The sequence below is a fragment of the Ruegeria sp. ABV4_181 genome (assembly GCF_056158465.1).
This window is the reverse complement of record NZ_JBSWTI010000002.1, coordinates 330001-351844: the sequence shown is the minus strand read 5'-3', so window position 1 is coordinate 351844 and position 21844 is coordinate 330001. Positions and strand designations below refer to the sequence as shown.

Genomic DNA, 21844 nt, shown 5'->3' with positions numbered 1-21844 from the left:
GTCATGAGTTTGGCCCTGACCGATCTTACGGTCTCGCATTTCCGGTCTCACAAGCTGGCGCGTCTGTCGCTGGACGGGCGGCCGGTGGCCATCCACGGGCCGAACGGGGCCGGTAAGACCAATATCCTTGAAGCGGTGTCCTTGTTTTCACCCGGTCGCGGCATGCGGCGGGCCAGCGCGGCCGAGATGACAAGACGGCCCGAAGCGCTGGGCTGGAAGCTGTCCGGGCTGTTGCAGGCGCAGGGGCGGCGCTATGAGGTCGAGACATGGTCCGAAGGCGGCGCGGCGCGGCAGGTCCGGATTGACGACAAGACCTCCAGCCAGATTGATCTGGGCAAGCTGGCGCGGGTGGTCTGGCTGATCCCGTCGATGGACCGGTTGTGGATCGAAGGGGCCGAGGGGCGGCGGCGGTTTCTGGATCGGATCGCGCTGAGCTTTGACCCAACCCACGCCGAGGCTTCGCTGACCTATGAAAAATCCATGCGCGAACGCAACCGCCTGTTGAAAGAGCAGGTGCGGGACGCCCATTGGTATGCCGCGCTGGAGGGGCAGATGGCCGAGATGGGGCATCGGATTCATCTGGCACGCCTGTCGGCGCTAGATCATCTGCGAAAGGCGCAGGACGCGGCCGAAACCGCCTTTCCTGCGGCGGATCTGGACCTGATCCAAACCGAAGGCGCGATGCCGGGTACGGAAGATGACCTGCGCGAGGCGCTGAGCGAAAGCCGGTTCCGCGATCTGGCGGCCGGGCGAACGCTGGTGGGTCCGCATCGGTCGGACCTGTATGGCGTATTCGCGGCCAAGGGCGTACCGGCCAGGGATTGTTCGACCGGAGAGCAGAAAGCGCTGCTGGTGTCGCTGATCCTGTCGAACGCGCGGGCGCTGGCCGGGATGGTGGGTGCACCGCCGATTGTACTGTTGGATGAGGTCGCCGCGCATCTGGATGCAGGGCGACGGGCCGCGCTCTATGATGAGATCTGCGCGCTGGGGGCTCAGGCCTGGATGACGGGCACCGGGCCTGAACTGTTTGCGGAACTGGGTGACCGGGCCCAGACGCTGGTTGTCAACGACAGCGGCGGGGGCTCGGTCGTGTCGTCCTAGGCCGGTTCGGCGACTTTGCGTTTCCAGAGCAGCGGGTGGAACACTTCGTCCACCGGCGTTTGCGCCATGTGGTTGACGTAGTTCGACATGGTTTTCTGCGCCAGACCCAAGACCACATCCAGCACCGCGCGATGCGAATAGCCCGCATCAAAGAAGGCTTTCAGCTGGTCTTCGGTTGGGTTGCCACGGCTTTGCATCACTTGCAGAGTGAAGGTGCGCAGCGCCTCAAGCCGGGCCGAAGGCAGCGGCGTTTCGTTGCGAAGTGCCTCGGTGATGTCGTCGGACACCTTCATCATCTTGGCGATGCCGGTATGGGCGGGCACGCAGTAATGGCATTCGTTTTCCACGTTGATGGTCTGCCAGACGACGGTTTTCTCATCATTGTCGAAGTCGGTCTGCAGAAACAGCTGGTGCAAGACCTGATAGCCTTCCAGATGCTGCGGGCTTTCGGCCATCACCTTGTGCAGGCCGGGCAGGCGGCCAAAGGCGGCCTGGGATTTCTCCAGCAAAGGTTTTGATGCTTCGGGGGCGGAATCGAGGTCGTGGGACGGGAAATTGGCCATGTCGGAACTCCTTTTCTGGCGGCTGAGTCGGAAATAGTCTTTATTGAGTGATCGCTCAAGTATATATTTGAGCGAACGTTCAAGAATTGGTGAAGACAATGCCCCGCAAACCTGCCTATGACCGAGACGCGTTGATCGCAAAAGCCCGCGATATCTTCTGGCGGCAGGGCTGGGCGGGCACTTCGCTGAAGGATCTGGAGCGTGAACTGAAGCTGAAGCCGGGCAGTTTCTATGCCGCTTTCGGGTCCAAGGATGCGCTGTATGCGCTGACGCTGGAGCGTTATGCAAAAGACGGGGTCGCGCGTCTGATGAAACTGGCGCAGGAACTGGGGCCGCTCAATGCCCTCAAGGCGCAGCCGCAGGTGGTGATCGATTCAACTCAGATGCCCGTGCGGGCCTGCATGCTGGCGAAAACCTATGCCGAGTTGCAGGCAAAGGGGCACGATCTGGCCGACAGGGCAAGCGGGCATATGGTCGAGATGAAGCGCTGCTTTGCCGACCTGTTCCGGCGCGCGCAGGAGGCCGGGGAAATCGCGCCCGGTCACGATCCGGACCGCCTTGCGGCGCGGTATCAATCCGACCTTTTGGGGCTACGGTTGTCCGCCGACCGCAGTGACGTGAACGCGGCAGAAATCGCCGCGGATATCGCGGCGGACCTCGATCGGCTTTGACCTGCAGGGAAAGCCGATCCCAACCACAAAATATTGGGGGAGCGCGTGACAATCCCCACCAGAAAACGTATAAGTTACCAAAATAATATAGGTACTAACGGCATGTCCGAAGACGCACAGGCACCGCAGGAATACGGCGCAGATTCCATCAAAGTTCTCAAAGGGTTAGAGGCCGTTCGCAAGCGTCCCGGTATGTATATCGGTGACACAGACGACGGCTCGGGCCTGCACCATATGGTCTATGAGGTTGTCGACAACGGAATTGACGAGGCTCTGGCCGGTCATGCCGACCATGTCACGGTAAAAATCCACGCCGATTCCAGCGTTTCCGTCAGCGACAACGGCCGCGGAATTCCGGTAGATATCCACCCTGAAGAGGGCGTCTCGGCCGCCGAGGTCATCATGACCCAGCTTCACGCGGGCGGGAAGTTCGACAGCAACTCGTACAAAGTGTCGGGCGGTCTGCATGGTGTTGGCGTTTCGGTAGTGAACGCCCTGTCGGACTGGCTGGAACTGCGCGTCTGGCGCGACGGGAAAGAGCATGTGGCCCGGTTCGAAGGCGGCGAGACATCCGAACATCTGAAAGTGGTCAGTGAATGCGGCGACCGGACCGGAACCGAGGTGCGGTTTCTGGCCTCGACCAATACATTTTCCAACCTGGAATACTCCTTCGAGACTCTGGAAAAACGCCTGCGTGAACTGGCATTCCTGAACTCGGGCGTGCGGATCATCCTGATTGACGAGCGCCCGGCAGAGCGGCTGGAAACCGAGCTGTTCTATGAAGGCGGCGTCAAGGAATTTGTCAAATACCTGGACCGGTCCAAGACCGCGGCCATGCCGGAGCCGATCTATATCAAGGGCGAACGCGACGATATCGGCGTTGAAATCGCCATGTGGTGGAATGACAGCTATCACGAGACGGTTCTGCCCTTCACCAACAACATCCCGCAGCGCGATGGCGGCACCCATGTGGCGGGCTTCCGGGGGGCCTTGACCCGGACGATCAACAACTATGCGCAGTCCAGCGGCATCGCGAAGAAAGAAAAGGTCAGCTTTACCGGTGACGACGCGCGCGAAGGGCTGACCTGTGTGTTGTCGGTGAAAGTGCCCGACCCGAAATTCTCGTCCCAGACCAAGGACAAACTGGTGTCGTCGGAAGTTCGCCCGGCGGTCGAAGGCCTGATGAACGAAAAGCTGGCCGAGTGGTTCGAAGAGAACCCCAACGAGGCCAAGACCATCGTTGGCAAGATCATCGAAGCCGCTCTGGCGCGCGAGGCCGCCCGTAAGGCGCGCGAACTGACCCGCCGCAAGACGGCGATGGATGTGAACTATCTGGCCGGCAAACTGAAAGACTGTTCCGAGAAAGACCCGTCCAAGACCGAAGTGTTTCTGGTCGAGGGGGACTCGGCCGGTGGATCAGCGCAGACGGGCCGGGACCGGCTGACTCAGGCCGTGCTGCCCCTGCGTGGTAAAATCCTGAACGTGGAACGGGCGCGATTCGACCGGATGCTGTCGTCTCAGGAAATCGGCAACCTAGTGATGGCGCTGGGCACCGGCATTGGCCGGGACGAGTTCAATATCGAAAAGCTGCGCTACCACAAGATCGTCATCATGACCGATGCGGACGTGGACGGTGCGCATATCCGCACGCTGCTTCTGACCTTCTTCTATCGGCAAATGCCGGAATTGATCGAAGGCGGATACCTCTATATCGCGCAGCCGCCGCTCTATAAGGTTTCGCGTGGTAAATCCGAGGTTTATCTGAAGGATCAGGCGGCGCTGGACGATTACCTGATCAACCAGGGCGTTGAAGGCGCGGTGCTGAGACTTGGCTCGGGTGAAGAGATAATCGGTCAGGACCTGACCCGCGTGGTCGATGAAGCCCGGCAGCTGAAACGCGTGCTGGACGCCTTCCCGACGCATTACCCGCGCCACATTCTGGAACAGGCCGCCGTCGCAGGCGCCTTTGTCCCGGGCGCGGTCGATGCCGACCTACAGGGCGTGGCCGACAAGGTGGCGGCCCGTCTGGACCTGATCGCGCTGGAATACGAGCGTGGCTGGCAAGGACGCATCACACAGGACCACGGCATTCGCCTGGCCCGCATCCTGCGGGGCGTCGAAGAAGTCCGCACGCTGGACGGCCCCATGCTGCGCTCGGGCGAGGCGCGCAAGACCGGCAGCTTCACCCAAAGCCTGCAGGAAGTGTACAACTCACCTGCAACCCTGATCCGACGGGACCGCAGCCAGGTGATCCACGGCCCGCTCGACCTGTTGCGCGCCATTCTGGAAGAGGGCGAAAAGGGCCTGTCCCTGCAACGCTATAAGGGCCTGGGTGAAATGAACCCCGATCAGCTATGGGAAACCACACTGGACCCGGACGCCCGAACGCTCTTGCAGGTGCGCGTCGACGACATGGTCGAGGCGGATGATCTGTTCACCAAGCTGATGGGCGACGTGGTCGAACCGCGCCGCGAATTCATCCAGCAGAACGCGCTGAGTGTTGAGAATCTGGACTTCTGAGCGGGAGTAGGTTTGCCGAGATCTTCGTTGTCGGAGGGGTCAGCTTCTTTTGGAACTTGCCAGCAACACCGTTCCGTCAAAACTTCACGGTCTTAATTCAGCTCTGAATGAGAAGTGTGAGGGTGATTCAGTTTGGTGAAGAACCCACACCTGTCACAAACTTGTATGATGCCTCGACCAGATCGAAAACAACGTCCAGCTCGTCGGTGTTAACCGGCGTGAAGATCATCACGAATCCGCCCCAGCCAGGTCTTTGATCCGCCCACGGGTGACTGACGGCCCAGCCTTTTTCCGCCGCGATCATGGCCAATTCCGGCGAAAGCGATGCGTGCAGGCTGCCGTCGGGGTGAATGTGGGCGAATTCCCGGCCACCCACAATTACCTCCGGCCGGGTCAGCGCGGTATCTTCGCTGATCCAGAAGCCAAGGGCACCGGGCAGGGACACAACGGTTTGCCTGATCTCGACGCCGGGCAGCTCAGAAACGCGTTTCAGCAGAGCCTCTGAGATTTCCGGGACGGGTTCCACGTCAATCTGCACATGCGGCACGCCATTTGTCGTGCGCGGAATTGGCGTTTCACGCATCGGCAGATTGGCGATGTCAGCCAAAGCGCCGGACGCCACGAAGACGCAAACCAGCGATGCCGTGCGCAGAGGTTGGGTTGCCTTCATCTCCTGATCTCCCTTTGCCGGACTCTACCCAATATGGGCCCGGTAAGCCGCATAATTGTTTCGGAGCCAATGCCACAGGACAACCAGATCATCCTGTACCCTTACACGAAACGCGAATGAATACCCGCCGATGTTCTTGACAGTTTACCGACCCGCAAGCTGTTGCAGCGCGCCTGCCCAATCTTCGACGTGGTAGGAGCGGACGATTTTAGCGCCCTCCAATGCGTGGATGTCGATTGTCCTGATGTCGAAGCCGCAGCCCTGCCCATCGACACCGAACATGGGTCCGGCCGGTTTGCCGGTTGCCCGGCTGCGCACGGTGACGAATTCCCCGGCCTGGTGCATGGCCTGCACCGACCAATCGAGATACGGAACCAGCTTTCCAAATCCGCCAATCTGGCCAATGATCACCAGTGGCACCTGGATGGGCGTTCACTCGATACAGGAGACAGCAATGACTTCCGAAGGACCGGTTCTTAGGATTTTCGAAGTCACGGTCAAAGAAGGCCGTGCCGAGGAGCTTCTGCAAAATTTCGCGACCACCTCCGCTCAGGTAGTGAAGGGGCATCATGGCAACCGGGGGTATTTCTTTGGTCGGTGTGTTCAGGGCGGTGAAAACGTGGTGATGTTTGTATCCGTCTGGGACGATCTGAATGCCGTGAAGTCGCGGTTCGGAGAAAGCTGGCAGGCGTCATACCTGCCAGAAGGTTACGAGGAATTCATCGTCAGTTGCTCCATTCGCCATGTCGATGTGAGTTCGGGATGGCACGTGCAATCGCCTCAAATGCCGGATATGAGCTAGGATTGGTTGACGGTCAGGCCGAAGGGGCACGGTCATTCGAAAATTCCGGGGTTTCCAGTAGCGAGCCGCGAGAGAGGTTTAGCTGTTGCCGCGCAACCTGTGGGCGGACCGCGCAAGGCCCAGCGCGATGTCTGCTTATGCCTACGCAGCGCAAACCACACCAAAGGGATGCGCGTCAGGTACGCAGGCCGGTGCCTCAGCGCGCCAGCGTTGTAAACAGCGTGTCCAGTACCTTCAGGTGATCTTCGGGGTCATCCCCTTCTGATACCGCCAGTGCGGCGCGATCAAACAGGGCCGATAGCTGTGTGGTCAGGGCATCCACCGGAAGGTCCCTGATCTGACTGGATTGCATGGCTTCGGTCAGACCCAGGCGCAGGGCGTCCGCCGAGGTCTCGCGATCAATCCGGTCGAGCTCGCCTTGCCCCAAAACCGCAGGCCCGTCCAGAAGCATAATCCGCACGCGCCCCTTGTCCTGCATCGCACTCAGATAGCCGCGACTGCCCTGTTTAAGGGCATCGATGGCCGATCCCGGTGCGGTTTTTGCCGCGGTGGTTATGTCTTCGGCGACGGCATTGTATTCCGCCAGGATGACCGCGCGGAAAAGGGCCTCTTTGTCTTCGAAATGATGATACAGCGCGCCGCGCGTCACCTCTGCCGCTTTCGCAATTTCGGGGGTCGAGGTTTCGGCATAACCCTTCTCGGCAAACAGACGCCGCGCTGCGGTCACAAGCGCAGCACGGGTGGCTTCGGTGCGGGATTTATTCGATCGGGGTTCGTTTTTCTGTTGCATACATACAGCCTGTATGTTTATAGATATTCACATACATACTGTATGTATTTTTGAAGGGAGACACAATATGAAATGCACGCAATATTACCCGGTGATCCAGACCAGCGACGTCGTGGCGACAAAAGCCTTCTATGTCGATCACTTCCGTTTCAACGTGAGCTTTGACGCGGACTGGTACTGTCATCTGCAATCGAGCGAAGACCCGAAGGTCAACCTGGCGATCCTGAAGGGTGACCATGAAACCATCCCGGCAGAAGGGCAGGGAACCGTCGGCGGCCTGATCCTGAATTTCGAGGTCGAGGATGTGGATGCCGAGTTTCAGCGCATGCAGGGGGCCGGTCTGCCCATCCTCAAGACATTGACAGACGAAGCCTTTGGCCAGCGGCACTTTATCACCCGCGACCCGAATGGAGTGTTGATAGACGTGATCAAACCCATTCCGCCTGTCGGCGACTTTGCTGACCAATACGCTACCGATGCTCTGCCGGTCTGAATAGGCCCCGGCTGCTGCGAGACCCACCGGTTTCTGCCGGGTCTCGCACTTTTGCTTCGGACAGGGTCAATCCTTTGCCAGAGGCGTGCTGTCGCCGGTCTGGTCGGATGTCGGCAGTGTCAGTTCAGGCTCTTGAACATATAGGTCGTAGGTTCAAGCCGGTCCTCGAACGGGTTGCGGCAATAGTCGGGGATCTCTCCGGCAACCTGATACCCAAGGCTCTGATACAGAATGCGGGACGGATCAGAGCTCCGCGTATCCAGCACCAACATCGTCCGGTTCAGCCCAGCGGCGCGTTGCTCCAGCGCCTTCATCAAGGCCCGGCCCAGCCCCTGACGTCGGGCGTCTGGATGGACCAGCAGTTTTGCCACATCTGCGCGGTGCGGCTGGTTCGGCATGGCGGCGGGGATCAGCTGAACCGTTCCCAATACGCGCGCGCCGTCACCGGAAACAAACAAGTCCAGCGCGCCGGACCGCAGGTTGGCGAATACGTGGTCGCGCCAATAGGCGCGGGCCTGATCCATGGAAAAAGGCAGAATGAACCCGACGCTGGCCCCGGCGTGGACGCAGGCGTGCAAAATACCGGCCAGATCCTCTGCCACCCTGTCAAAATCGGTCTCGGTCAGGCGTGAGATCATATCAGCACCAACAAGTAGCGCGCGCCGCGCGTGGCAGCTGTTTCAAAACGGGTGGGCCCCGACAGGTGATAGCGCAGGCAATCCCCGCCGTTCAGTTGATGCGCAACCCCATCCACGGTCAGGGTCAATGCCCCGTCCAGCACAATCAGGTGATGTTCCTGCCCGGGTTTCGGCGGTGTGTCATAGGCGATGACCGTTCCGGGCGGCAGATGCCCTTCCATCACTTCGCCGTTCAGCCCTGTCGCCGGTGGCGAGACCGACCGGCGGGTAAATCCGGTTTCCGGATCGCGCCATTCCGGCTGCCGTTCAAATGGCACCCGCGGATCAAAGCTGTCTTCGACCATCATCAGAAGGCGCGACATGGGCAGCCCGTAGGCGGCGCATAAACGGCCCAGCGTTTCGGCGGTCGGGCTGACATCCCCCTTTTCCATCCGGGACAGGGTTGCCCGGCTGACACCGCTGAACTCCGCCAACTGGTCCAGCGACCATCCACGCCCCAGACGCAATTCGTTCAGGCGGGTGGCAAGGCGGTCTGAGAGGTTTTCCAGCATCGTTCTGATATGAGAATCATTTCCGTATATGAGAGTATTAAATAGAAAATAATATAATGCAACAGGAAAGGGCGCAGAAAACGCTGCGCCCTTTGGAATCTCTGGCTCTGTCGCGGGTTACTTCCAACCAACCTCGTTAAAGATCTTCTGTGCCTCGGGGATGTTCTTGGCAACCTCGGACAGGTTGACCTCATCCGCCTTGAATTCACCCAGAGAGGCGACATTCTCGGCCAGCGCCACACCGGTTACGGCCGGGAATTCATCATTGCCGTTCGAGAAATAGACCTGCGCCTGATCGCCCGCCAGATACTCCAGGAACTTGATGGCGTTTTCCTTGTTGGGCGCGTTCGCGGCAACACCGGCACCCGACAGGTTCATATGCGCGCCTTCGGCGTCCTGCGCCGGAAACTGCACGCCGATCATGTCGATATCGGCGCTCAGGCCCTTGACGTCTTTGCGCAGCGCGCGGGCAAAATAGTAAGAGTTCGATACGGCAATCTCACACTCACCCGAGGCGATCCCGCGCAACTGGTCAGTATCGCCGCCCTGCGGTTCGCGCGCCATATTGGCAACCACGCCCTCGGCCCAGGTCTTTGCGGCCTCTGCGCCGTGGTTGGTGATGATCGAGGCCAGCAGGGTCTGGTTGTAGGTGTTGCTGGAGGAGCGGATGCAGACCAGACCTTTGTATTCCGGCTTGGCCAGATCCAGATAGGTTGCCGGCGGGTTGGCTACGTCAGCCTTGTCGAAAAAGATGATCCGGGCGCGTTGCGAGAACCCGTACCACTGGTTGTCTTCGTCCTGCAGGTTGGCCGGGATGCGCTCTTCCAGAACGGCGCTTTCGATGGGCTGCAGGATGCCGGCATTCTTGGCGCGGGCCAGGCGCGACGTGTCGACGGTCAGCAGGATATCGGCGGGCGAGTTCGCGCCTTCGGCTTCCATCCGGGCGATCAGTTCATCAGCCTTGCCTTCGATGCGGTTGATGGTGATGCCGGTGGCCTCTTCGAAATCGGAATAGAGGCGCTCGTCGGTGTCATAATGGCGCGAGGAATAGAGGTTCAGCTCGCCTTCGGCAGCGGCGGAGGTTGCAATCAGGGCCGTCAGGGCGGCGGCAACGCAGGTAGAGGATTTCAGCATCATGTTTCCCAACGATGAAAATTGTAGCGGGTCGTTATCCGACTGATTTGGTCAATTATACGATTCTGGGAGGGATGCAAGGAAATCCGACAAAATTACTTGGTCAAATGGACGCGGCCAGCGCCTTTAGCGGCGCGGAACAAGGATTATCGTGGCGCCGGCGGGAGCGGAGCTATCCGCGATCCAGAACCTCAACCGCAAGAATTGTCGGCAGGTGGCGGGCGACTTCGGTCCAGCTGTCCCCTTCGTCGACGCTGGCAAAAACAGACCCGCTGTTGGTTCCGAAATAGATCCCGGCGGGGTCGCGGCGGTCTCCGGCCATCGCCTGGCGCAACACGGTGAAAAAACAGCCTTCCTGCGGCAACCCGCGGCGCTGATCCTTCCAGGATGCGCCGCTGTTGGTGGATTTCCACACCGCGGCCGCCGCGTCCGGGGGATAACGCCCGATGCTGTCGCCATTCAGGGGCAGGGTCCAGATCGTGGCCGGGTCGCGCGGGTGAACGTGGATCGGAAACCCGAAGGTCGACGGCAGCCCCTGGGTGATATCCTCCCAGCTGCGCCCACCATCGGGCGAACGCCAGACCCCGTGATGGTTTTGCTGATACAGCAGGTCGGTGGTTCCGGGGGCCTGAACCATGTTGTGAACACAATGGCCGGTCTCGCCGTCTTTTGGCGCTGCGGGGTGATCATGATGTCCACAGCTTTCTGCATTGGACAATCTGTTCCGCCGTTGCCAGCTTGCGCCACCGTCTTCGGACGCAAAAACACCTGCGGCCGAGATGCCGACCCACAGCTTTTGCGCGTCATCCGGATCGCTCAGAATGGTGTGCAGGACCAGACCTGCGCCGCCCGGATTCCAGTCCGGCGCGGATGGGTGGTTGGTCAGGCCCTCGACCGTCTCCCATGTGCGCCCGCTGTCCGTGCTGGCCAGCAAGCGCGCCGGCTTGGTGCCGGCATAGAGCGTTCCGTGCCGGTAGTTCAGCGACCAGATTTGCGAAAACGCATCGGAAAAAGGCGCAGGCTCATCCGTCCATCCGATCATCTGCGCGAAATCCGCGTCATTAGCGGCCCATTCGTCCACCTGACCAGCGGTGAGCTTTGTCACGTCCCATGTTTCGCCGCCGTCATCGGATCGCCAGACACCGGCGCCGTGCCAGTCGCTGCCGCCACCGGCCCAAAGCGTACCGGTTTCCGCGTCGCCGATGACGTGGTTGATCGGCCAGCCGTCGCAATGCGGGCCCGACACGTGCCAGCCCGACCTGTCTTGGCCGCCAGAGATGATGAAGGTGCCCTTGGTTGTTCCGACCAGTACGTCGACGCCGTGTTCTTGCATGGAATCCGCGCTCCGTAATTTGGAGGCCAGAGTAACACGTTACGTCCCGGGGCGCAGAAAACAAAAAAAACCGCGCTCAAGGGCGCGGTTCTTTCGAATTGCTATATGCCGTTCTCAGCCCTGGCGAGCTTTGAACTTGCGCTGCGTCTTGTTGATCACGTAGACGCGGCCTTTGCGACGCACAACACGGCAGTCACGGTGCCGGTTCTTGAGCGAGCGGAGCGAGTTCTTGACCTTCATGGTCTGTCTCCAATCTGCGGCGCCTTCATCAAGGACGTGGCCAGCGCCTGGGTTAGCGGGTGCCCCGGGTCAGACCCGAAACAGTGAAACGATGGTGGGCGGTACAAGGATCGAACTTGTGACCCCTTCGATGTCAACGAAGTGCTCTACCGCTGAGCTAACCGCCCACGAACCTTTGCGTGCCCTGCCCCATAACGAAATGGGGCGCGGATCCCCGCGCCGGTAGCGGGGTCTATAAAAGGAGTCGCAAAGGGGTTCAAGGGGTTTGGCAGAACTATTTTCCGGTCTATGTTCGAACCGAACAAGGAGTCACCATGCAGAACGCTGCTTATGTATTGGATATGCCCGCCAAGCGCACGTCTTGCGTGGTATTTTCTTCTCCGCATAGCGGTCGGGACTATCCCGACGCCATGCTGAAGCGGACAGTTCTCAGCCAGAATGTGATTCGATCCTCGGAAGATGCCTTTGTCGATCAGCTGTTTTCAGCGGCGGCCGACTATGGCGCGCCGATGATTTCCGCGACAAAGCCCCGGGCCTATCTGGACCTCAACCGCAGTGCCGATGAACTGGACCCGGCGCTGATTCAGGGCGCGCGCCGCCACGGGCACAACCCGCGGGTCGCCTCGGGCCTTGGGGTGATTCCCCGGGTCGTGGCCAACGGGCGGGCGATCTATCGCGGCAAACTGACGATGGACGAGGCGCGCCTGCGTATCGACACCTGTTGGCGCCCCTATCACGCGCGTATCAAGTCTCTGCTGACCGAATCGCACGACGCGTTCGGACAGGCGATCCTGATCGACTGCCATTCGATGCCGCATGAGGCCGTTGCCATGGCCAGCGGAACAAATTCCAGACGGCCCGAGGTGGTTCTGGGTGACCGGTTCGGCGCATCGGCCTCGGCCGAGATCGTGGACCGGATCGAATCGGCCTTCGCGTCGGCCGGCCTGAACGTGGCCCGAAACGCACCCTTTGCCGGTGCTTATGTGACCCAGACCTATGGCCGCCCGGGCCGCCATCAGCACGCCGTTCAAATCGAGATCGACCGGTCGCTTTATATGGACGAGACGACCATTCTGCCGAATGACAATTTCGCCGCGTTTCAGGAGATTCTGCGCGAGGTCATCCGCGATATTGCCGGCATCGGGGATGAGCCGCTGCGTCTGGCAGCGGAATAGCGTCACCGCAAAGCGCGGCCCTTCACGATCGCATCGGTCCCGAACCGGCGCCGAATCTCGTCGGTGGCCCGTTCCGCCTGTGACCGCCGGGTGGCACCGGGGTCCAGCAGATCGCCAGAGATATCGGCCTGCGCCTCGGGGCACAGATCAGACAGGCCGCATCCCAGCAGCCGGTAGGGTCCCTGATCCCCGACCTGATCGAACAGACCCCGCGCGGTGCGATAAATCCGGTCCGCAATCTGGGTGGCATCCCGCAGGGACACACGGCGCGTGATGGTCTTGTGGTTGGCCTTTTTCAGCTTCAGCGTGACGACCCGACCGGCCAGCCGTTTGGCCTTGGCGCGGTCGGCGACCTTTTCGGCCATGCGCCATAAATGCCCGTCCAGGATGTCCGGATTGGCCGTGTCCTCAAAAAAGGTCGTCTCGTTGCTGATGGACTTCATCGGTTCATGCGCCGATACGCGCCGCTTGTCCTGCCCCCGCGCCAGATGCCAGAGCCGGTAGCCCATCGAGCCAAAGCGCGCCGTCAGCGCCTCCTGATCCCAGCGCAGCAGGTCTGAAAAACTGCGGATGCCCGCCCGGTCCAGTGATTCCTGCGCCGCCGGACCAATGCCCCAGATCAGGCGCACCGGCTTGTCATGCAGGAATTCGGCGGTTTCAGCTTTTCCGATCACCGAAAACCCGCGCGGCTTGTCCAGATCCGATGCGACCTTGGCCAGAAACTTGTTATGCGACAGACCGATCGAGCCGGTCACGCCCAGCTCGTCCTTCATCCGCTTCACCAGCCGCGCCAGCATGACAGCAGGGGGCGCCCCGTGCAGGCGCTGCGTTCCGGACAGGTCCATGAAGGCCTCGTCCAGCGACAGCGGTTCGACCACCGGCGTCAGTTCGTCCATCATCTTGCGGATCTCACGCGACACCTCGGCATAGACAGACATGCGCGGCTTGATCACCACCGCATCGGGGCAAAGCTGCAATGCCTTGAACATCGGCATGGCCGACCGCACGCCGCGAATGCGCGCCACATAACAAGCGGTCGACACAACGCCGCGCTTACCGCCGCCGATGATAACCGCCTTATCGGCCAGTTCCGGATTGTCGCGCTTTTCGACCGACGCATAGAACGCATCGCAATCCATATGTGCGATGGACAGCTCGAACAATTCCGGATGCGCCGTGACCCGCGGGCTGCCGCAGGACGGGCACCGGGGTTCGTCCTTCAATGTGGTCAGGCAGTCTCGGCAAAGACCGGGCATCCAAATCTTTCCGTCCTAAATGCGATCCGTTCAGCGGCCTACTTATATCAGTCCCTGCTGCCGGGCAAAGCCCCGAGAAGGGGTGAACGACTGATCTGTTCCGGAAGAAGACCCCCCGCAATTGGGCGGGGGGAGGTGACGGACCTCAGGAAGATATGGTCCGCGGGGAGTATCACGGGTCTAGAATCGCTCAAATTCCGATAATTCGATAGGACCTTGGCCACATAGCCAAAACTCGTGTTTTTCATGTGTGTTTTGGGGCACAGAGACGATTTGGCGCGGACCCGGTGAAAAGTGACGCTAGGTCAACTGGTTGGCGGGTTTTCCGAACCGGTTTCAGCGGGTTTCGCGGGTTCGTCTAGTGATGTGTCAAGGAATTTAACTCGGCCAGAACCGCCTCGGCAGCCGCCTTCGGGTTGTCGGCCTGATAGATCGGGCGACCCACCACGATGTGGTCGGCGCCGTCGCCAATGGCACTTGCCGGCGTCGCAACCCGTTTCTGATCGCCCAGTGCCGCACCTGCGGGACGCACGCCAGGGGTCACGATCAGGCGGCCCTCGGCCTGGGGCAGGGCGCGGATCAGGGCTGCCTCTTGCGGGCTGGCGATAACACCATCGGCCCCGGCCTCCAGCGCCCTGGCCGCGCGTTCGACGACCAGTTCCTGCACGTCGCCTTCCTTTAGCAGGCTGGCATCCAGATCGTCGCGGTTCAGCGAGGTCAGGATGGTCACGGCCAGAATCCTGAGGTCCTTGCCGGACGCCCCTTCCTTGGCGGCGCGCACCACATGCGGGTCGCCATGAACGGTCAGGAAATCCAGATCGAACTGCGCCAGTCCGCGCACCGCGTTTTCCACCGTGTTGCCGATATCGAACAGCTTCATATCCAGAAAGATGCGCTTGCCATGATCCTGTTTCAGCTCATTGGCCAGCGCCAGCCCGCCGCCGGTCAGCATGCCCAGACCGATCTTGTAGAACGACACGGCATCCCCCAGCCGCTCGGCCATGGCCAGACCTTGCAGGGCGTTCGGGACATCGAGGGCAACGATCAGGCGGTCATCGGACATGGGGGGTGCTCCTGCTTGGCAAACGTCTGCGTCCTAGCGGTTTCGGACGCGTGTGTCCATGCGGCAGCTTCGGGTTGTCGAATTCACGCAGCCAAAGCAGGTCTGTGCTAAGGTGCCGGCCATTGCCTTCGGAATTTGAAAGGGGAAACCATGAACAAATGGGTTATCGCGGGGCTGGCGCTGACGCTTGCCGGATGTCAGGACATGCCGCTTGAGACGGAAGCGGCCGATACCGTCATAACATCGCCGACAAATGACGATCTGAGGCTGGTGGGCGGGTATCGGTCGACCGATGACGATTGCCAGCTGACCGGTGAGACGGCTTTTACGATCGAGTTTCTGGATGACGCGGCTGATCTTGTGTCCTGTCCGACAGGCAGTGGCGCGGCGCAATCTCTGGTCGACATGTATGACGCGCGGCAGATGGCGGAAACCGGAGGTTACGCAGTCTATTCCGTGCCCCGACGATAGGTCGGGAATCTGCGGTGTAGCCTCTTGAACAGGTAAAGATATTTCCCAGATTGAATGTGAGGCCCAGACCGAAGCGTGCCGCCAAGCGGGCGCAGCGAAATTAGGGCGCTTATGAAAGGAGAATAATATGGACTTGAACAAGTTCACCGAGCGGGCACGGGGTTTCGTGCAGGCGGCGCAGACCATTGCGCTGCGCGAAGGGCACCAGAGGCTGGAGCCCACACATATTCTGAAAGCATTGATGGATGACGATCAGGGGCTGGCAAGCAATCTGATCACACGCGCAGGCGGGGCGCCCAACCGCGTGGTTGAGGCATTGGACGCCGCGATGGGCAAGATCCCGAAGGTCAGCGGCGACGCGAGCCAAATCTATATGGATGGCCAGACCGCCAAAGTTCTGGACGAGGCCGAAAAGATCGCCACCAAGGCGGGCGACAGCTTTGTGCCGGTCGAACGCGTGTTGATGGCGCTGTGCATGGTGAAATCCAAAGCCAAAGACGCGTTGGAGGCCGGAGCCGTTTCCGCGCAGAAACTGAACGAAGCGATCAACGATATCCGTAAAGGCCGCACCGCTGACACTGCGTCGGCAGAAGAGGGCTATGACGCGCTTAAGAAATACGCGCGCGATCTGACCGAGGCCGCGGCTGAGGGCAAGATTGACCCGATCATCGGGCGGGATGAGGAAATCCGCCGCTCGATGCAGGTTCTGTCGCGCCGCACCAAGAACAACCCGGTTCTGATCGGCGAACCCGGCGTTGGTAAAACCGCGATTGCCGAGGGTATGGCCCTGCGCATCATCAACGGAGACGTGCCGGAATCGCTGAAAGACAAGAAGCTGCTGGCGCTCGACATGGGTGCGCTGATCGCCGGCGCGAAATACCGTGGTGAGTTTGAAGAGCGCCTCAAGGCCGTTCTGACCGAGGTCACCGAGGCCGCTGGTGAGATCATTCTGTTCATTGACGAGATGCACACGCTGGTCGGCGCGGGCAAATCTGACGGCGCGATGGATGCGGCCAACCTGATCAAGCCTGCGCTTGCCCGGGGTGAGCTGCACTGTATCGGTGCGACCACACTGGATGAGTATCGCAAATACGTCGAAAAAGACGCGGCCCTTGCGCGCCGGTTCCAACCCGTGATGGTCACCGAACCGACGGTCGAGGACACGATCAGCATCCTGCGTGGCATCAAGGAAAAATACGAGTTGCACCATGGCGTGCGCATCTCGGACTCGGCGCTGGTCTCGGCGGCGACCCTGTCGCATCGCTATATCACCGACCGGTTCCTGCCTGACAAAGCCATCGACCTTGTCGATGAGGCGGCGTCGCGCCTGCGGATGGAGGTGGATTCCAAGCCCGAGGAACTCGATCAGTTGGATCGCCAGATCCTGCAGATGCAGATCGAGGAAGAGGCACTGAAGCTTGAGGACGACGCGGCCTCCAAGGATCGTCTGGAAACCTTGCAAAAGGACCTGGCCGATCTGCAGGAGAAATCGGCCGAGATGACCGCACAGTGGCAGGCTGAACGCGACAAACTCGCGGGTGCGCGAGATCTGAAAGAACAGCTCGACAAGGCGCGCGCTGATCTGGAGATTGCAAAGCGCGAAGGCAATCTGGCCAAGGCGGGGGAACTGTCCTACGGCATCATCCCCGAGCTTGAGAAACAGCTAACCGAGGCCGAAAACGCCGAAAGCAACGCCATGATGGCCGAGGAAACCGTGCGCCCGGAACAGATCGCGTCGGTGGTCGAACGCTGGACCGGTATCCCGACCGCCAAGATGCTGGAGGGCGAGCGCGAGAAGCTGCTGCGGATGGAGGACGATCTGCATTCCCGCGTGATCGGGCAGGACGCGGCGGTGACCGCCGTCGCCAACGCGGTGCGCCGTGCGCGTGCGGGCCTGAACGACGAAGGCCGCCCGCTGGGCTCGTTCCTGTTCCTCGGGCCAACCGGTGTGGGTAAGACCGAGCTGACCAAGGCCGTGGCGAACTTCCTGTTCGATGACGACAACGCGATGGTGCGCATCGACATGTCCGAGTTCATGGAGAAACACGCGGTTGCCCGTCTGATTGGTGCCCCTCCGGGTTACGTCGGCTATGACGAAGGCGGTGTGCTGACCGAAGCCGTGCGGCGCAGGCCCTATCAGGTCGTGCTGTTTGACGAGGTCGAAAAGGCGCACCCGGATGTGTTCAACGTGCTGTTACAGGTTCTCGATGACGGCGTGCTGACCGATGGTCAGGGCCGCACCGTGGATTTCAAGCAGACGCTGATCATCCTGACGTCGAACCTCGGCTCGCAAGCGCTCAGCCAGTTGCCCGAAGGCGCCGACAGTGCGCAGGCGCGGCGTGATGTGATGGATGCGGTCCGGGCGCATTTCCGGCCGGAATTCCTGAACCGTCTGGACGAGACCATCATCTTTGACCGCCTCAAGCGGGCCGATATGGATGGCATCGTCGATATTCAGATGGCGCGTCTGCAGAAACGTCTGGCTGCCCGCAAGATCGAGCTGGTCCTCGACGATGGTGCCAAGGAATGGCTGGCCAACGAAGGCTATGACCCGGTCTTTGGCGCGCGTCCGCTGAAACGCGTGATCCAACGTGCCTTGCAGAACCCGCTGGCCGAGGCACTGCTGGCCGGTGAGATCAAGGATGGCGAAACCGTTCCGGTGACCGCCGGGTCTGACGGGCTGATCATCGGTGACCGGCTGGGCACGTCAGACCGGCCGCGCCCCGATGATGCGGTGGTGCATTGATCGCAGATGGAAAGACCCGCCCCACGGGCGGGTCTTTTTTGTTCACATCTGACCTTTCGCAGAACGCTCAGGGCTTTCGAACCGCCACGATGCCCCGGCTTGTGCGGGATGGTGGACCGGAGGGAAACGCATAGACGCTTTCGCTGACGAACCCTGCGGCGTCCAGCAGTTCCAGTATCTCGTTCCGCCGAAACGTGCGGTGACGCCATTGGAACCAGATGATCGCGTTGCACCAATGCGGCTTGGACACCACAAGGTACAGACGACCGCCGGGGCGCATCAGGTCGTGAATGTCCCGAAGCGCCTGTACGGGATCCGGGCAATGCTCGATCACATGGGCCGCAAGCGCCACGTCAACCGGCGCAAGCTGAACTTCCCCCAGCAGACCTTGCGAGAGGTTCGGTTCGACCTGCCTAGCGCGCAACGCCGCCTGACCCTGTTTGAGCATATCGCCGCTGGGCTCCAGCAAGGTCAGCTCTTGCGGTGGTCCGTGGATGGCCACCCAGGCTTCGGCGAATGAGGCCGTACCGGCCCCGATATCCAGCACCCGTTCGGCATCGGCGTCCCGCCTGTCGGCCGAGAGAAAACCCAAATAGCCATCGTAATAGCCAAGCACGCGCATCTTGTCCCGCCACCGGGGGGCGACCGTGTCATAGCGAAACGTGATATCAGCGGTCGATTTGGCCATGTTCTGCGCAGTTGCGGCAGCGTCCCGGCAGGCCGGAACGCGCCTGCCACCTGATGCCCCCTATACCAGAGCGAAAATCCGTGCTGGTCCGCCGGTGCCGCCCGCATGTTTCGGGGCCCCGATGACCAGCGTCGCGCCTGCGGCGGGCACCCGGTCCAAACCGGCCAGACATTCGATCCCGAACCGGCCGGTTGGCAGCCAGGCGTAATGGGTGGCGAAATCGGCCGACATGCCGTGATCCAGCGACAGCGTATCCACCCCGATCGACCGCGCGCCGGTCTCCTCCATCAGCATCTGCGCGGCCTCGACATGGAAACCGGGATAGTGCTGGGCCTCGCCGTCGAAATTGCGGAACTCATCCGTGGCGGTTTTACCCGCCCAGCCGGAATGCATCGCCACGCAGGCACCGTCCAGGATGTCGCCGTTGGCGGCGATCCATGCCTTCAGATCGTCGGGTGTGACCCGGGTGTCGGCGTCTTCGGCAGCACGTGCGGCGATATCCACGACGCACAGGGGGGCGACAAGGTCCCCGACCGGGATTTCGTCGACCGATGCACCATCCGCGGAAAAGTGCAGCGGCGCGTCGATATGTGTGCCGGTATGTTCATTGATCGACAGGTTGAACAGGTTGAAGCCGTGATCGGCAAAGCGGAACGCCTGTTCCGCGGCAAAGCCGGGTTCGCCGCCCCAGGTCGGGAAATCGGCGCTCAGCGTGTGGGTCATATCCTCGACCTGACCGTGGCCCGCCGCAAGGGCTGCCGGGGCACTGGCACCGGATGCCGCTACTGCCACGCCCGAGGCGGCTGCAGCTTTGAAAAACCCTCGTCTCGACAGCATACGGTCCTTGACCGCGTTCATCACACAGATGTCACACATTCGTCTTCTCCCTTCTGGCTGTCCCGGCAATCGGGCGGGCGGAAAGACCGGGGTCTGTGCCCCGGACCGCCCAGGAAAGACTGCATTTTGGAACATGCAGTTGTAAAGATCGGATGCCCCGGCATGTCCGGTCCGGGGCGGGCAACGGGCTGCATACATTACAATCCGGTCGCCCAATCGTGACGCATGTTGCCTTGGACCTGTGCTAAGAGCGGACTAACTGAGACTGAAGTGCGAAATACGGAGTTCTAAATGGCGCATCGCTGGACCAACACACTTACACATGCCGACGTCACCCCTAGGGCGGCGTTTTTAAACCGGCGGCAGGTTATGGCCGGGCTGGCAGGTGTCGGGCTGGCGGGAATGGCGCCGGGGGCTTCGGCCCAGCAGGCTCTGGAGCCGAACAGTTGGGAGGCGATCACCTCATACAACAACTATTACGAGTTCGGCACGCGAAAGGACGATCCGGCGAAATACGCCCATCGGCTGGTAACCGAACCCTGGAGTGTCAGCATCGACGGCATGGTCGACAGGCCCGGCGCGTATGACTTCAGGGACATCATGTCCGAGATGACGGTGGAAGAGCGCATATATCGTTTCCGCTGTGTCGAGGCCTGGTCGATGGTGATCCCGTGGAACGGGTTCGAACTGGCAGATCTTCTGAACATGGCCGGAGTGCAGGATGGGGCCAGATATGTGGCCTTTGAGACGGCCTATCGTCCGGATGAAATGCCCGGTGTTCAGTTTCCGGTGCTGGACTGGCCCTATCGCGAAGGGCTGCGGCTGGATGAGGCGATGCATCCGCTGACGATCATGGCGACGGGAATATACGGTCGCCCGATCCCAAATCAGAACGGTGCGCCGCTGCGACTGGTGGTGCCATGGAAATACGGATTCAAATCCATCAAGTCGATCGTCCGTATCACCCTGACGGATGTCGAACCTCCGACCAGCTGGAACATGGCGAACCCGCGTGAATACGGGTTCTATAGTAATGTGAACCCGAATGTGGATCATCCCCGCTGGTCTCAGGCATCAGAACGTCAGATCGGCGGTGGTCTGTTTGCCAAGCGTATCCCGACCCTGATGTATAACGGCTATGAAGCCGAGGTCGCGGGCCTTTACGAAGGCATGGACCTGTCGAAAGACTACTGACCCCATGCAGTCGCTGAATCAGATATTGCGCCGCATTCCGGTTTGGGCCGTGTATGTGCTGGGCGCGCTGCCGGCCCCGTGGTTGTTCTATCAGGGCCTGACCGGCGGTCTGGGCGTCGACCCGATCGAAGCCTTGGAGCACCGGTACGGAGAGCTGGCGTTGCAGCTTTTGATCTTCGTGCTGGCCATCTCGCCCCTGCGGCGGTTTCTGGGTCTGAACCTGATGAAGTTCCGCCGCGCCCTTGGGGTGCTCACCTTTACCTATGTCAGCCTGCATCTGCTGGTCTGGCTGGTTCTGGACGTGCAGGTACCGGGGCAGATCTGGGCCGATATCGTCAAACGTCCCTATATTACTGTAGGCATGGCGGCGTTTGTCCTGTTGCTGCCGCTGGCTGTGACATCGAACAACCTGTCGGTCCGGCGGTTGGGCCCATTCTGGCGCAGGCTGCAGCACCTGGCTTATCCGGCGGCAGTTCTCGGCGGGTTGCACTATGTCATGCTGGCCAAGGGGTTTCAGCTCGAACCTCTGATCTACCTGTCGCTGATCATCGGCCTGCTTCTGCTGCGGGTTCCGTTCCCGAGCCTGCTGACTCGGCTGCGTCAGGCCGATTCCGCCTGACTCGCGACTGAGTCTGTGAGTAAGCCTGTGCAAAACCCGGGATTCGCATGCATCCAAGCCGGCGCGTTCGGCCTCTTCACTCCCTTCTGTCTTTTAAGGCTTTGAAATTATAAGTTTTTTGAAGTTGTTTGGTTTTTTGCAAGTTTCCTGAATTTTCCACTTGCGGCTAGTGTTGGTTATACTTAGAACCCCCTTCACCGGCGCTGCTGAGGCGCTGGGTTTGCATCGGATGGACGGTGCTGACGGATCGGAAAGACGGTTGAGACGCTCGGGAGAGACCGGGGGCATC

Annotated in this window: 23 protein-coding genes and 1 tRNA gene; 10 read left to right on the top strand and 14 right to left on the bottom strand. The window is 60.8% G+C overall.

All coding sequences use genetic code 11. The features are described from left to right. Positions 1–3: 3 nt before the first annotated feature. Positions 4–1101: a DNA replication/repair protein RecF gene (gene recF / locus ACXAC3_RS01790; RefSeq protein ID WP_475155111.1), complete on the top strand. Its 1098-nt coding sequence runs from the start codon at positions 4–6 to the stop codon at positions 1099–1101. On the opposite strand, the gene ACXAC3_RS01785 is transcribed toward recF, so the two are convergent. Continuing rightward, complete coding sequence (locus ACXAC3_RS01785; protein WP_475155108.1) at positions 1098–1664, bottom strand: carboxymuconolactone decarboxylase family protein; 567 nt, start codon at positions 1662–1664, stop codon at positions 1098–1100. The genes recF and ACXAC3_RS01785 overlap by 4 nt on opposite strands. Before the next feature lie 98 nt (positions 1665–1762). Here ACXAC3_RS01785 and ACXAC3_RS01780 point away from each other — a divergent pair, with 98 nt between their 5' ends. After that, positions 1763–2335 carry a TetR/AcrR family transcriptional regulator gene (locus ACXAC3_RS01780; protein ID WP_475155105.1) on the top strand — a complete coding sequence of 191 codons (573 nt, stop codon included), beginning with the start codon at positions 1763–1765 and terminating at the stop codon, positions 2333–2335. Between the two features lie 102 nt (positions 2336–2437). After that, the gene (gene gyrB / locus ACXAC3_RS01775) at positions 2438–4855 is read left to right on the top strand and encodes a DNA topoisomerase (ATP-hydrolyzing) subunit B (RefSeq protein WP_475155103.1); all 2418 of its coding nucleotides are present in this window, start codon (positions 2438–2440) and stop codon (positions 4853–4855) included. Positions 4856–4982: 127 nt separating this feature from the next. Here the strand turns inward: gyrB and ACXAC3_RS01770 are convergent, their stop codons facing one another. Both ACXAC3_RS01770 and ACXAC3_RS01765 read right to left on the bottom strand, forming a co-directional pair. After that, positions 4983–5525 (bottom strand): luciferase domain-containing protein, encoded by a 543-nt coding sequence (locus ACXAC3_RS01770; protein WP_475155100.1) that lies wholly within the window; start codon positions 5523–5525, stop codon positions 4983–4985. A gap of 144 nt (positions 5526–5669) precedes the next feature. Next, complete coding sequence (locus ACXAC3_RS01765) at positions 5670–5936, bottom strand: ester cyclase (RefSeq protein WP_475155097.1); 267 nt, start codon at positions 5934–5936, stop codon at positions 5670–5672. Positions 5937–5979: 43 nt separating this feature from the next. Between ACXAC3_RS01765 and ACXAC3_RS01760 the strand changes: the two genes are divergently transcribed. Continuing rightward, positions 5980–6327, top strand: a complete 348-nt coding sequence (locus ACXAC3_RS01760; RefSeq protein WP_475155095.1) for an antibiotic biosynthesis monooxygenase — start codon at positions 5980–5982, stop codon at positions 6325–6327. A gap of 196 nt (positions 6328–6523) precedes the next feature. Here the strand turns inward: ACXAC3_RS01760 and ACXAC3_RS01755 are convergent, their stop codons facing one another. After that, complete coding sequence (locus ACXAC3_RS01755) at positions 6524–7117, bottom strand: TetR/AcrR family transcriptional regulator (protein WP_475155093.1); 594 nt, start codon at positions 7115–7117, stop codon at positions 6524–6526. A gap of 67 nt (positions 7118–7184) precedes the next feature. On the opposite strand from ACXAC3_RS01755, the gene ACXAC3_RS01750 reads away from it, so the two are divergent. Further along, the gene (locus ACXAC3_RS01750; RefSeq protein ID WP_475155090.1) at positions 7185–7610 is read left to right on the top strand and encodes a VOC family protein; all 426 of its coding nucleotides are present in this window, start codon (positions 7185–7187) and stop codon (positions 7608–7610) included. Between the two features lie 119 nt (positions 7611–7729). Here the strand turns inward: ACXAC3_RS01750 and ACXAC3_RS01745 are convergent, their stop codons facing one another. From ACXAC3_RS01745 to ACXAC3_RS01720, 6 genes are all read right to left on the bottom strand, one after another. Beyond that, positions 7730–8248: an N-acetyltransferase family protein gene (locus tag ACXAC3_RS01745; RefSeq protein WP_475155088.1), complete on the bottom strand. Its 519-nt coding sequence runs from the start codon at positions 8246–8248 to the stop codon at positions 7730–7732. Then, positions 8245–8799: a helix-turn-helix domain-containing protein gene (locus ACXAC3_RS01740; RefSeq protein WP_475155086.1), complete on the bottom strand. Its 555-nt coding sequence runs from the start codon at positions 8797–8799 to the stop codon at positions 8245–8247. The genes ACXAC3_RS01745 and ACXAC3_RS01740 overlap by 4 nt, the downstream gene beginning before the upstream one ends. Positions 8800–8916: 117 nt before the next feature. Beyond that, positions 8917–9933 carry a Fe(3+) ABC transporter substrate-binding protein gene (locus ACXAC3_RS01735; protein ID WP_475155083.1) on the bottom strand — a complete coding sequence of 339 codons (1017 nt, stop codon included), beginning with the start codon at positions 9931–9933 and terminating at the stop codon, positions 8917–8919. Positions 9934–10105: 172 nt separating this feature from the next. Further along, positions 10106–11266, bottom strand: coding sequence for a WD40/YVTN/BNR-like repeat-containing protein (locus tag ACXAC3_RS01730; RefSeq protein WP_475155081.1), 1161 nt, complete (start codon positions 11264–11266; stop codon positions 10106–10108). A gap of 114 nt (positions 11267–11380) precedes the next feature. Further along, on the bottom strand, positions 11381–11506 hold the full coding sequence (gene ykgO, locus ACXAC3_RS01725) for a type B 50S ribosomal protein L36 (protein WP_005648635.1): 126 nt from the start codon (positions 11504–11506) through the stop codon (positions 11381–11383). 92 nt (positions 11507–11598) lie between these two features. Continuing rightward, positions 11599–11673, bottom strand: a tRNA-Val gene (locus tag ACXAC3_RS01720). Positions 11674–11820: 147 nt separating this feature from the next. On the opposite strand from ACXAC3_RS01720, the gene ACXAC3_RS01715 reads away from it, so the two are divergent. Further along, entirely contained in the window at positions 11821–12681 is an 861-nt protein-coding gene (locus ACXAC3_RS01715; protein WP_475155079.1) for an N-formylglutamate amidohydrolase, read from the top strand. 2 nt (positions 12682–12683) lie between these two features. Here ACXAC3_RS01715 and ACXAC3_RS01710 read toward each other — a convergent pair whose 3' ends face one another. Then, positions 12684–13937, bottom strand: a complete 1254-nt coding sequence (locus tag ACXAC3_RS01710) for a DNA polymerase IV (RefSeq protein WP_475155077.1) — start codon at positions 13935–13937, stop codon at positions 12684–12686. Positions 13938–14295: 358 nt separating this feature from the next. Then, positions 14296–15000: an orotidine-5'-phosphate decarboxylase gene (gene pyrF / locus ACXAC3_RS01705; RefSeq protein ID WP_475155075.1), complete on the bottom strand. Its 705-nt coding sequence runs from the start codon at positions 14998–15000 to the stop codon at positions 14296–14298. Positions 15001–15150: 150 nt separating this feature from the next. On the opposite strand from pyrF, the gene ACXAC3_RS01700 reads away from it, so the two are divergent. After that, entirely contained in the window at positions 15151–15471 is a 321-nt protein-coding gene (locus tag ACXAC3_RS01700) for a hypothetical protein (RefSeq protein ID WP_475155073.1), read from the top strand. A gap of 127 nt (positions 15472–15598) precedes the next feature. Next, a complete protein-coding gene (gene clpB / locus ACXAC3_RS01695; protein ID WP_475155071.1) occupies positions 15599–18217 on the top strand; it encodes an ATP-dependent chaperone ClpB in 2619 nt (872 codons plus the stop codon). A 67-nt stretch (positions 18218–18284) separates the two neighbouring features. On the opposite strand, the gene ACXAC3_RS01690 is transcribed toward clpB, so the two are convergent. After that, positions 18285–18905: a class I SAM-dependent methyltransferase gene (locus ACXAC3_RS01690; protein WP_475155069.1), complete on the bottom strand. Its 621-nt coding sequence runs from the start codon at positions 18903–18905 to the stop codon at positions 18285–18287. A 60-nt stretch (positions 18906–18965) separates the two neighbouring features. After that, positions 18966–19781 carry a cyclase family protein gene (locus tag ACXAC3_RS01685; RefSeq protein ID WP_475155066.1) on the bottom strand — a complete coding sequence of 272 codons (816 nt, stop codon included), beginning with the start codon at positions 19779–19781 and terminating at the stop codon, positions 18966–18968. A 252-nt stretch (positions 19782–20033) separates the two neighbouring features. Here ACXAC3_RS01685 and msrP point away from each other — a divergent pair, with 252 nt between their 5' ends. Continuing rightward, positions 20034–20936, top strand: a complete 903-nt coding sequence (gene msrP, locus ACXAC3_RS01680) for a protein-methionine-sulfoxide reductase catalytic subunit MsrP (protein WP_475155063.1) — start codon at positions 20034–20036, stop codon at positions 20934–20936. Positions 20937–20940: 4 nt separating this feature from the next. After that, on the top strand, positions 20941–21555 hold the full coding sequence (msrQ, locus tag ACXAC3_RS01675) for a protein-methionine-sulfoxide reductase heme-binding subunit MsrQ (RefSeq protein WP_475155061.1): 615 nt from the start codon (positions 20941–20943) through the stop codon (positions 21553–21555). Positions 21556–21844: the final 289 nt, after the last annotated feature.

Bases quoted from the DNA above. Each gene is read 5' to 3' on its own strand.
- ACXAC3_RS01740 (WP_475155086.1), bottom strand. From the start codon at position 8,799: ATGCTGGAAAACCTCTCAGACCGCCTTGCCACCCGCCTGAACGAATTG.
- ACXAC3_RS01745 (WP_475155088.1), bottom strand. From the start codon at position 8,248: ATGATCTCACGCCTGACCGAGACCGATTTTGACAGGGTGGCAGAGGAT.
- msrP (WP_475155063.1), top strand. From the start codon at position 20,034: ATGGCGCATCGCTGGACCAACACACTTACACATGCCGACGTCACCCCT.
- ACXAC3_RS01780 (WP_475155105.1), top strand. From the start codon at position 1,763: ATGCCCCGCAAACCTGCCTATGACCGAGACGCGTTGATCGCAAAAGCC.
- ACXAC3_RS01685 (WP_475155066.1), bottom strand. From the start codon at position 19,781: ATGTGTGACATCTGTGTGATGAACGCGGTCAAGGACCGTATGCTGTCG.
- ACXAC3_RS01710 (WP_475155077.1), bottom strand. From the start codon at position 13,937: ATGCCCGGTCTTTGCCGAGACTGCCTGACCACATTGAAGGACGAACCC.
- msrQ (WP_475155061.1), top strand. From the start codon at position 20,941: ATGCAGTCGCTGAATCAGATATTGCGCCGCATTCCGGTTTGGGCCGTG.
- ACXAC3_RS01785 (WP_475155108.1), bottom strand. From the start codon at position 1,664: ATGGCCAATTTCCCGTCCCACGACCTCGATTCCGCCCCCGAAGCATCA.
- ACXAC3_RS01760 (WP_475155095.1), top strand. From the start codon at position 5,980: ATGACTTCCGAAGGACCGGTTCTTAGGATTTTCGAAGTCACGGTCAAA.
- ACXAC3_RS01735 (WP_475155083.1), bottom strand. From the start codon at position 9,933: ATGCTGAAATCCTCTACCTGCGTTGCCGCCGCCCTGACGGCCCTGATT.
- recF (WP_475155111.1), top strand. From the start codon at position 4: ATGAGTTTGGCCCTGACCGATCTTACGGTCTCGCATTTCCGGTCTCAC.
- ACXAC3_RS01750 (WP_475155090.1), top strand. From the start codon at position 7,185: ATGAAATGCACGCAATATTACCCGGTGATCCAGACCAGCGACGTCGTG.
- ACXAC3_RS01715 (WP_475155079.1), top strand. From the start codon at position 11,821: ATGCAGAACGCTGCTTATGTATTGGATATGCCCGCCAAGCGCACGTCT.
- clpB (WP_475155071.1), top strand. From the start codon at position 15,599: ATGGACTTGAACAAGTTCACCGAGCGGGCACGGGGTTTCGTGCAGGCG.
- ykgO (WP_005648635.1), bottom strand. From the start codon at position 11,506: ATGAAGGTCAAGAACTCGCTCCGCTCGCTCAAGAACCGGCACCGTGAC.
- pyrF (WP_475155075.1), bottom strand. From the start codon at position 15,000: ATGTCCGATGACCGCCTGATCGTTGCCCTCGATGTCCCGAACGCCCTG.
- ACXAC3_RS01700 (WP_475155073.1), top strand. From the start codon at position 15,151: ATGAACAAATGGGTTATCGCGGGGCTGGCGCTGACGCTTGCCGGATGT.
- ACXAC3_RS01755 (WP_475155093.1), bottom strand. From the start codon at position 7,117: ATGCAACAGAAAAACGAACCCCGATCGAATAAATCCCGCACCGAAGCC.
- ACXAC3_RS01770 (WP_475155100.1), bottom strand. From the start codon at position 5,525: ATGAAGGCAACCCAACCTCTGCGCACGGCATCGCTGGTTTGCGTCTTC.
- ACXAC3_RS01730 (WP_475155081.1), bottom strand. From the start codon at position 11,266: ATGCAAGAACACGGCGTCGACGTACTGGTCGGAACAACCAAGGGCACC.
- ACXAC3_RS01690 (WP_475155069.1), bottom strand. From the start codon at position 18,905: ATGGCCAAATCGACCGCTGATATCACGTTTCGCTATGACACGGTCGCC.
- gyrB (WP_475155103.1), top strand. From the start codon at position 2,438: ATGTCCGAAGACGCACAGGCACCGCAGGAATACGGCGCAGATTCCATC.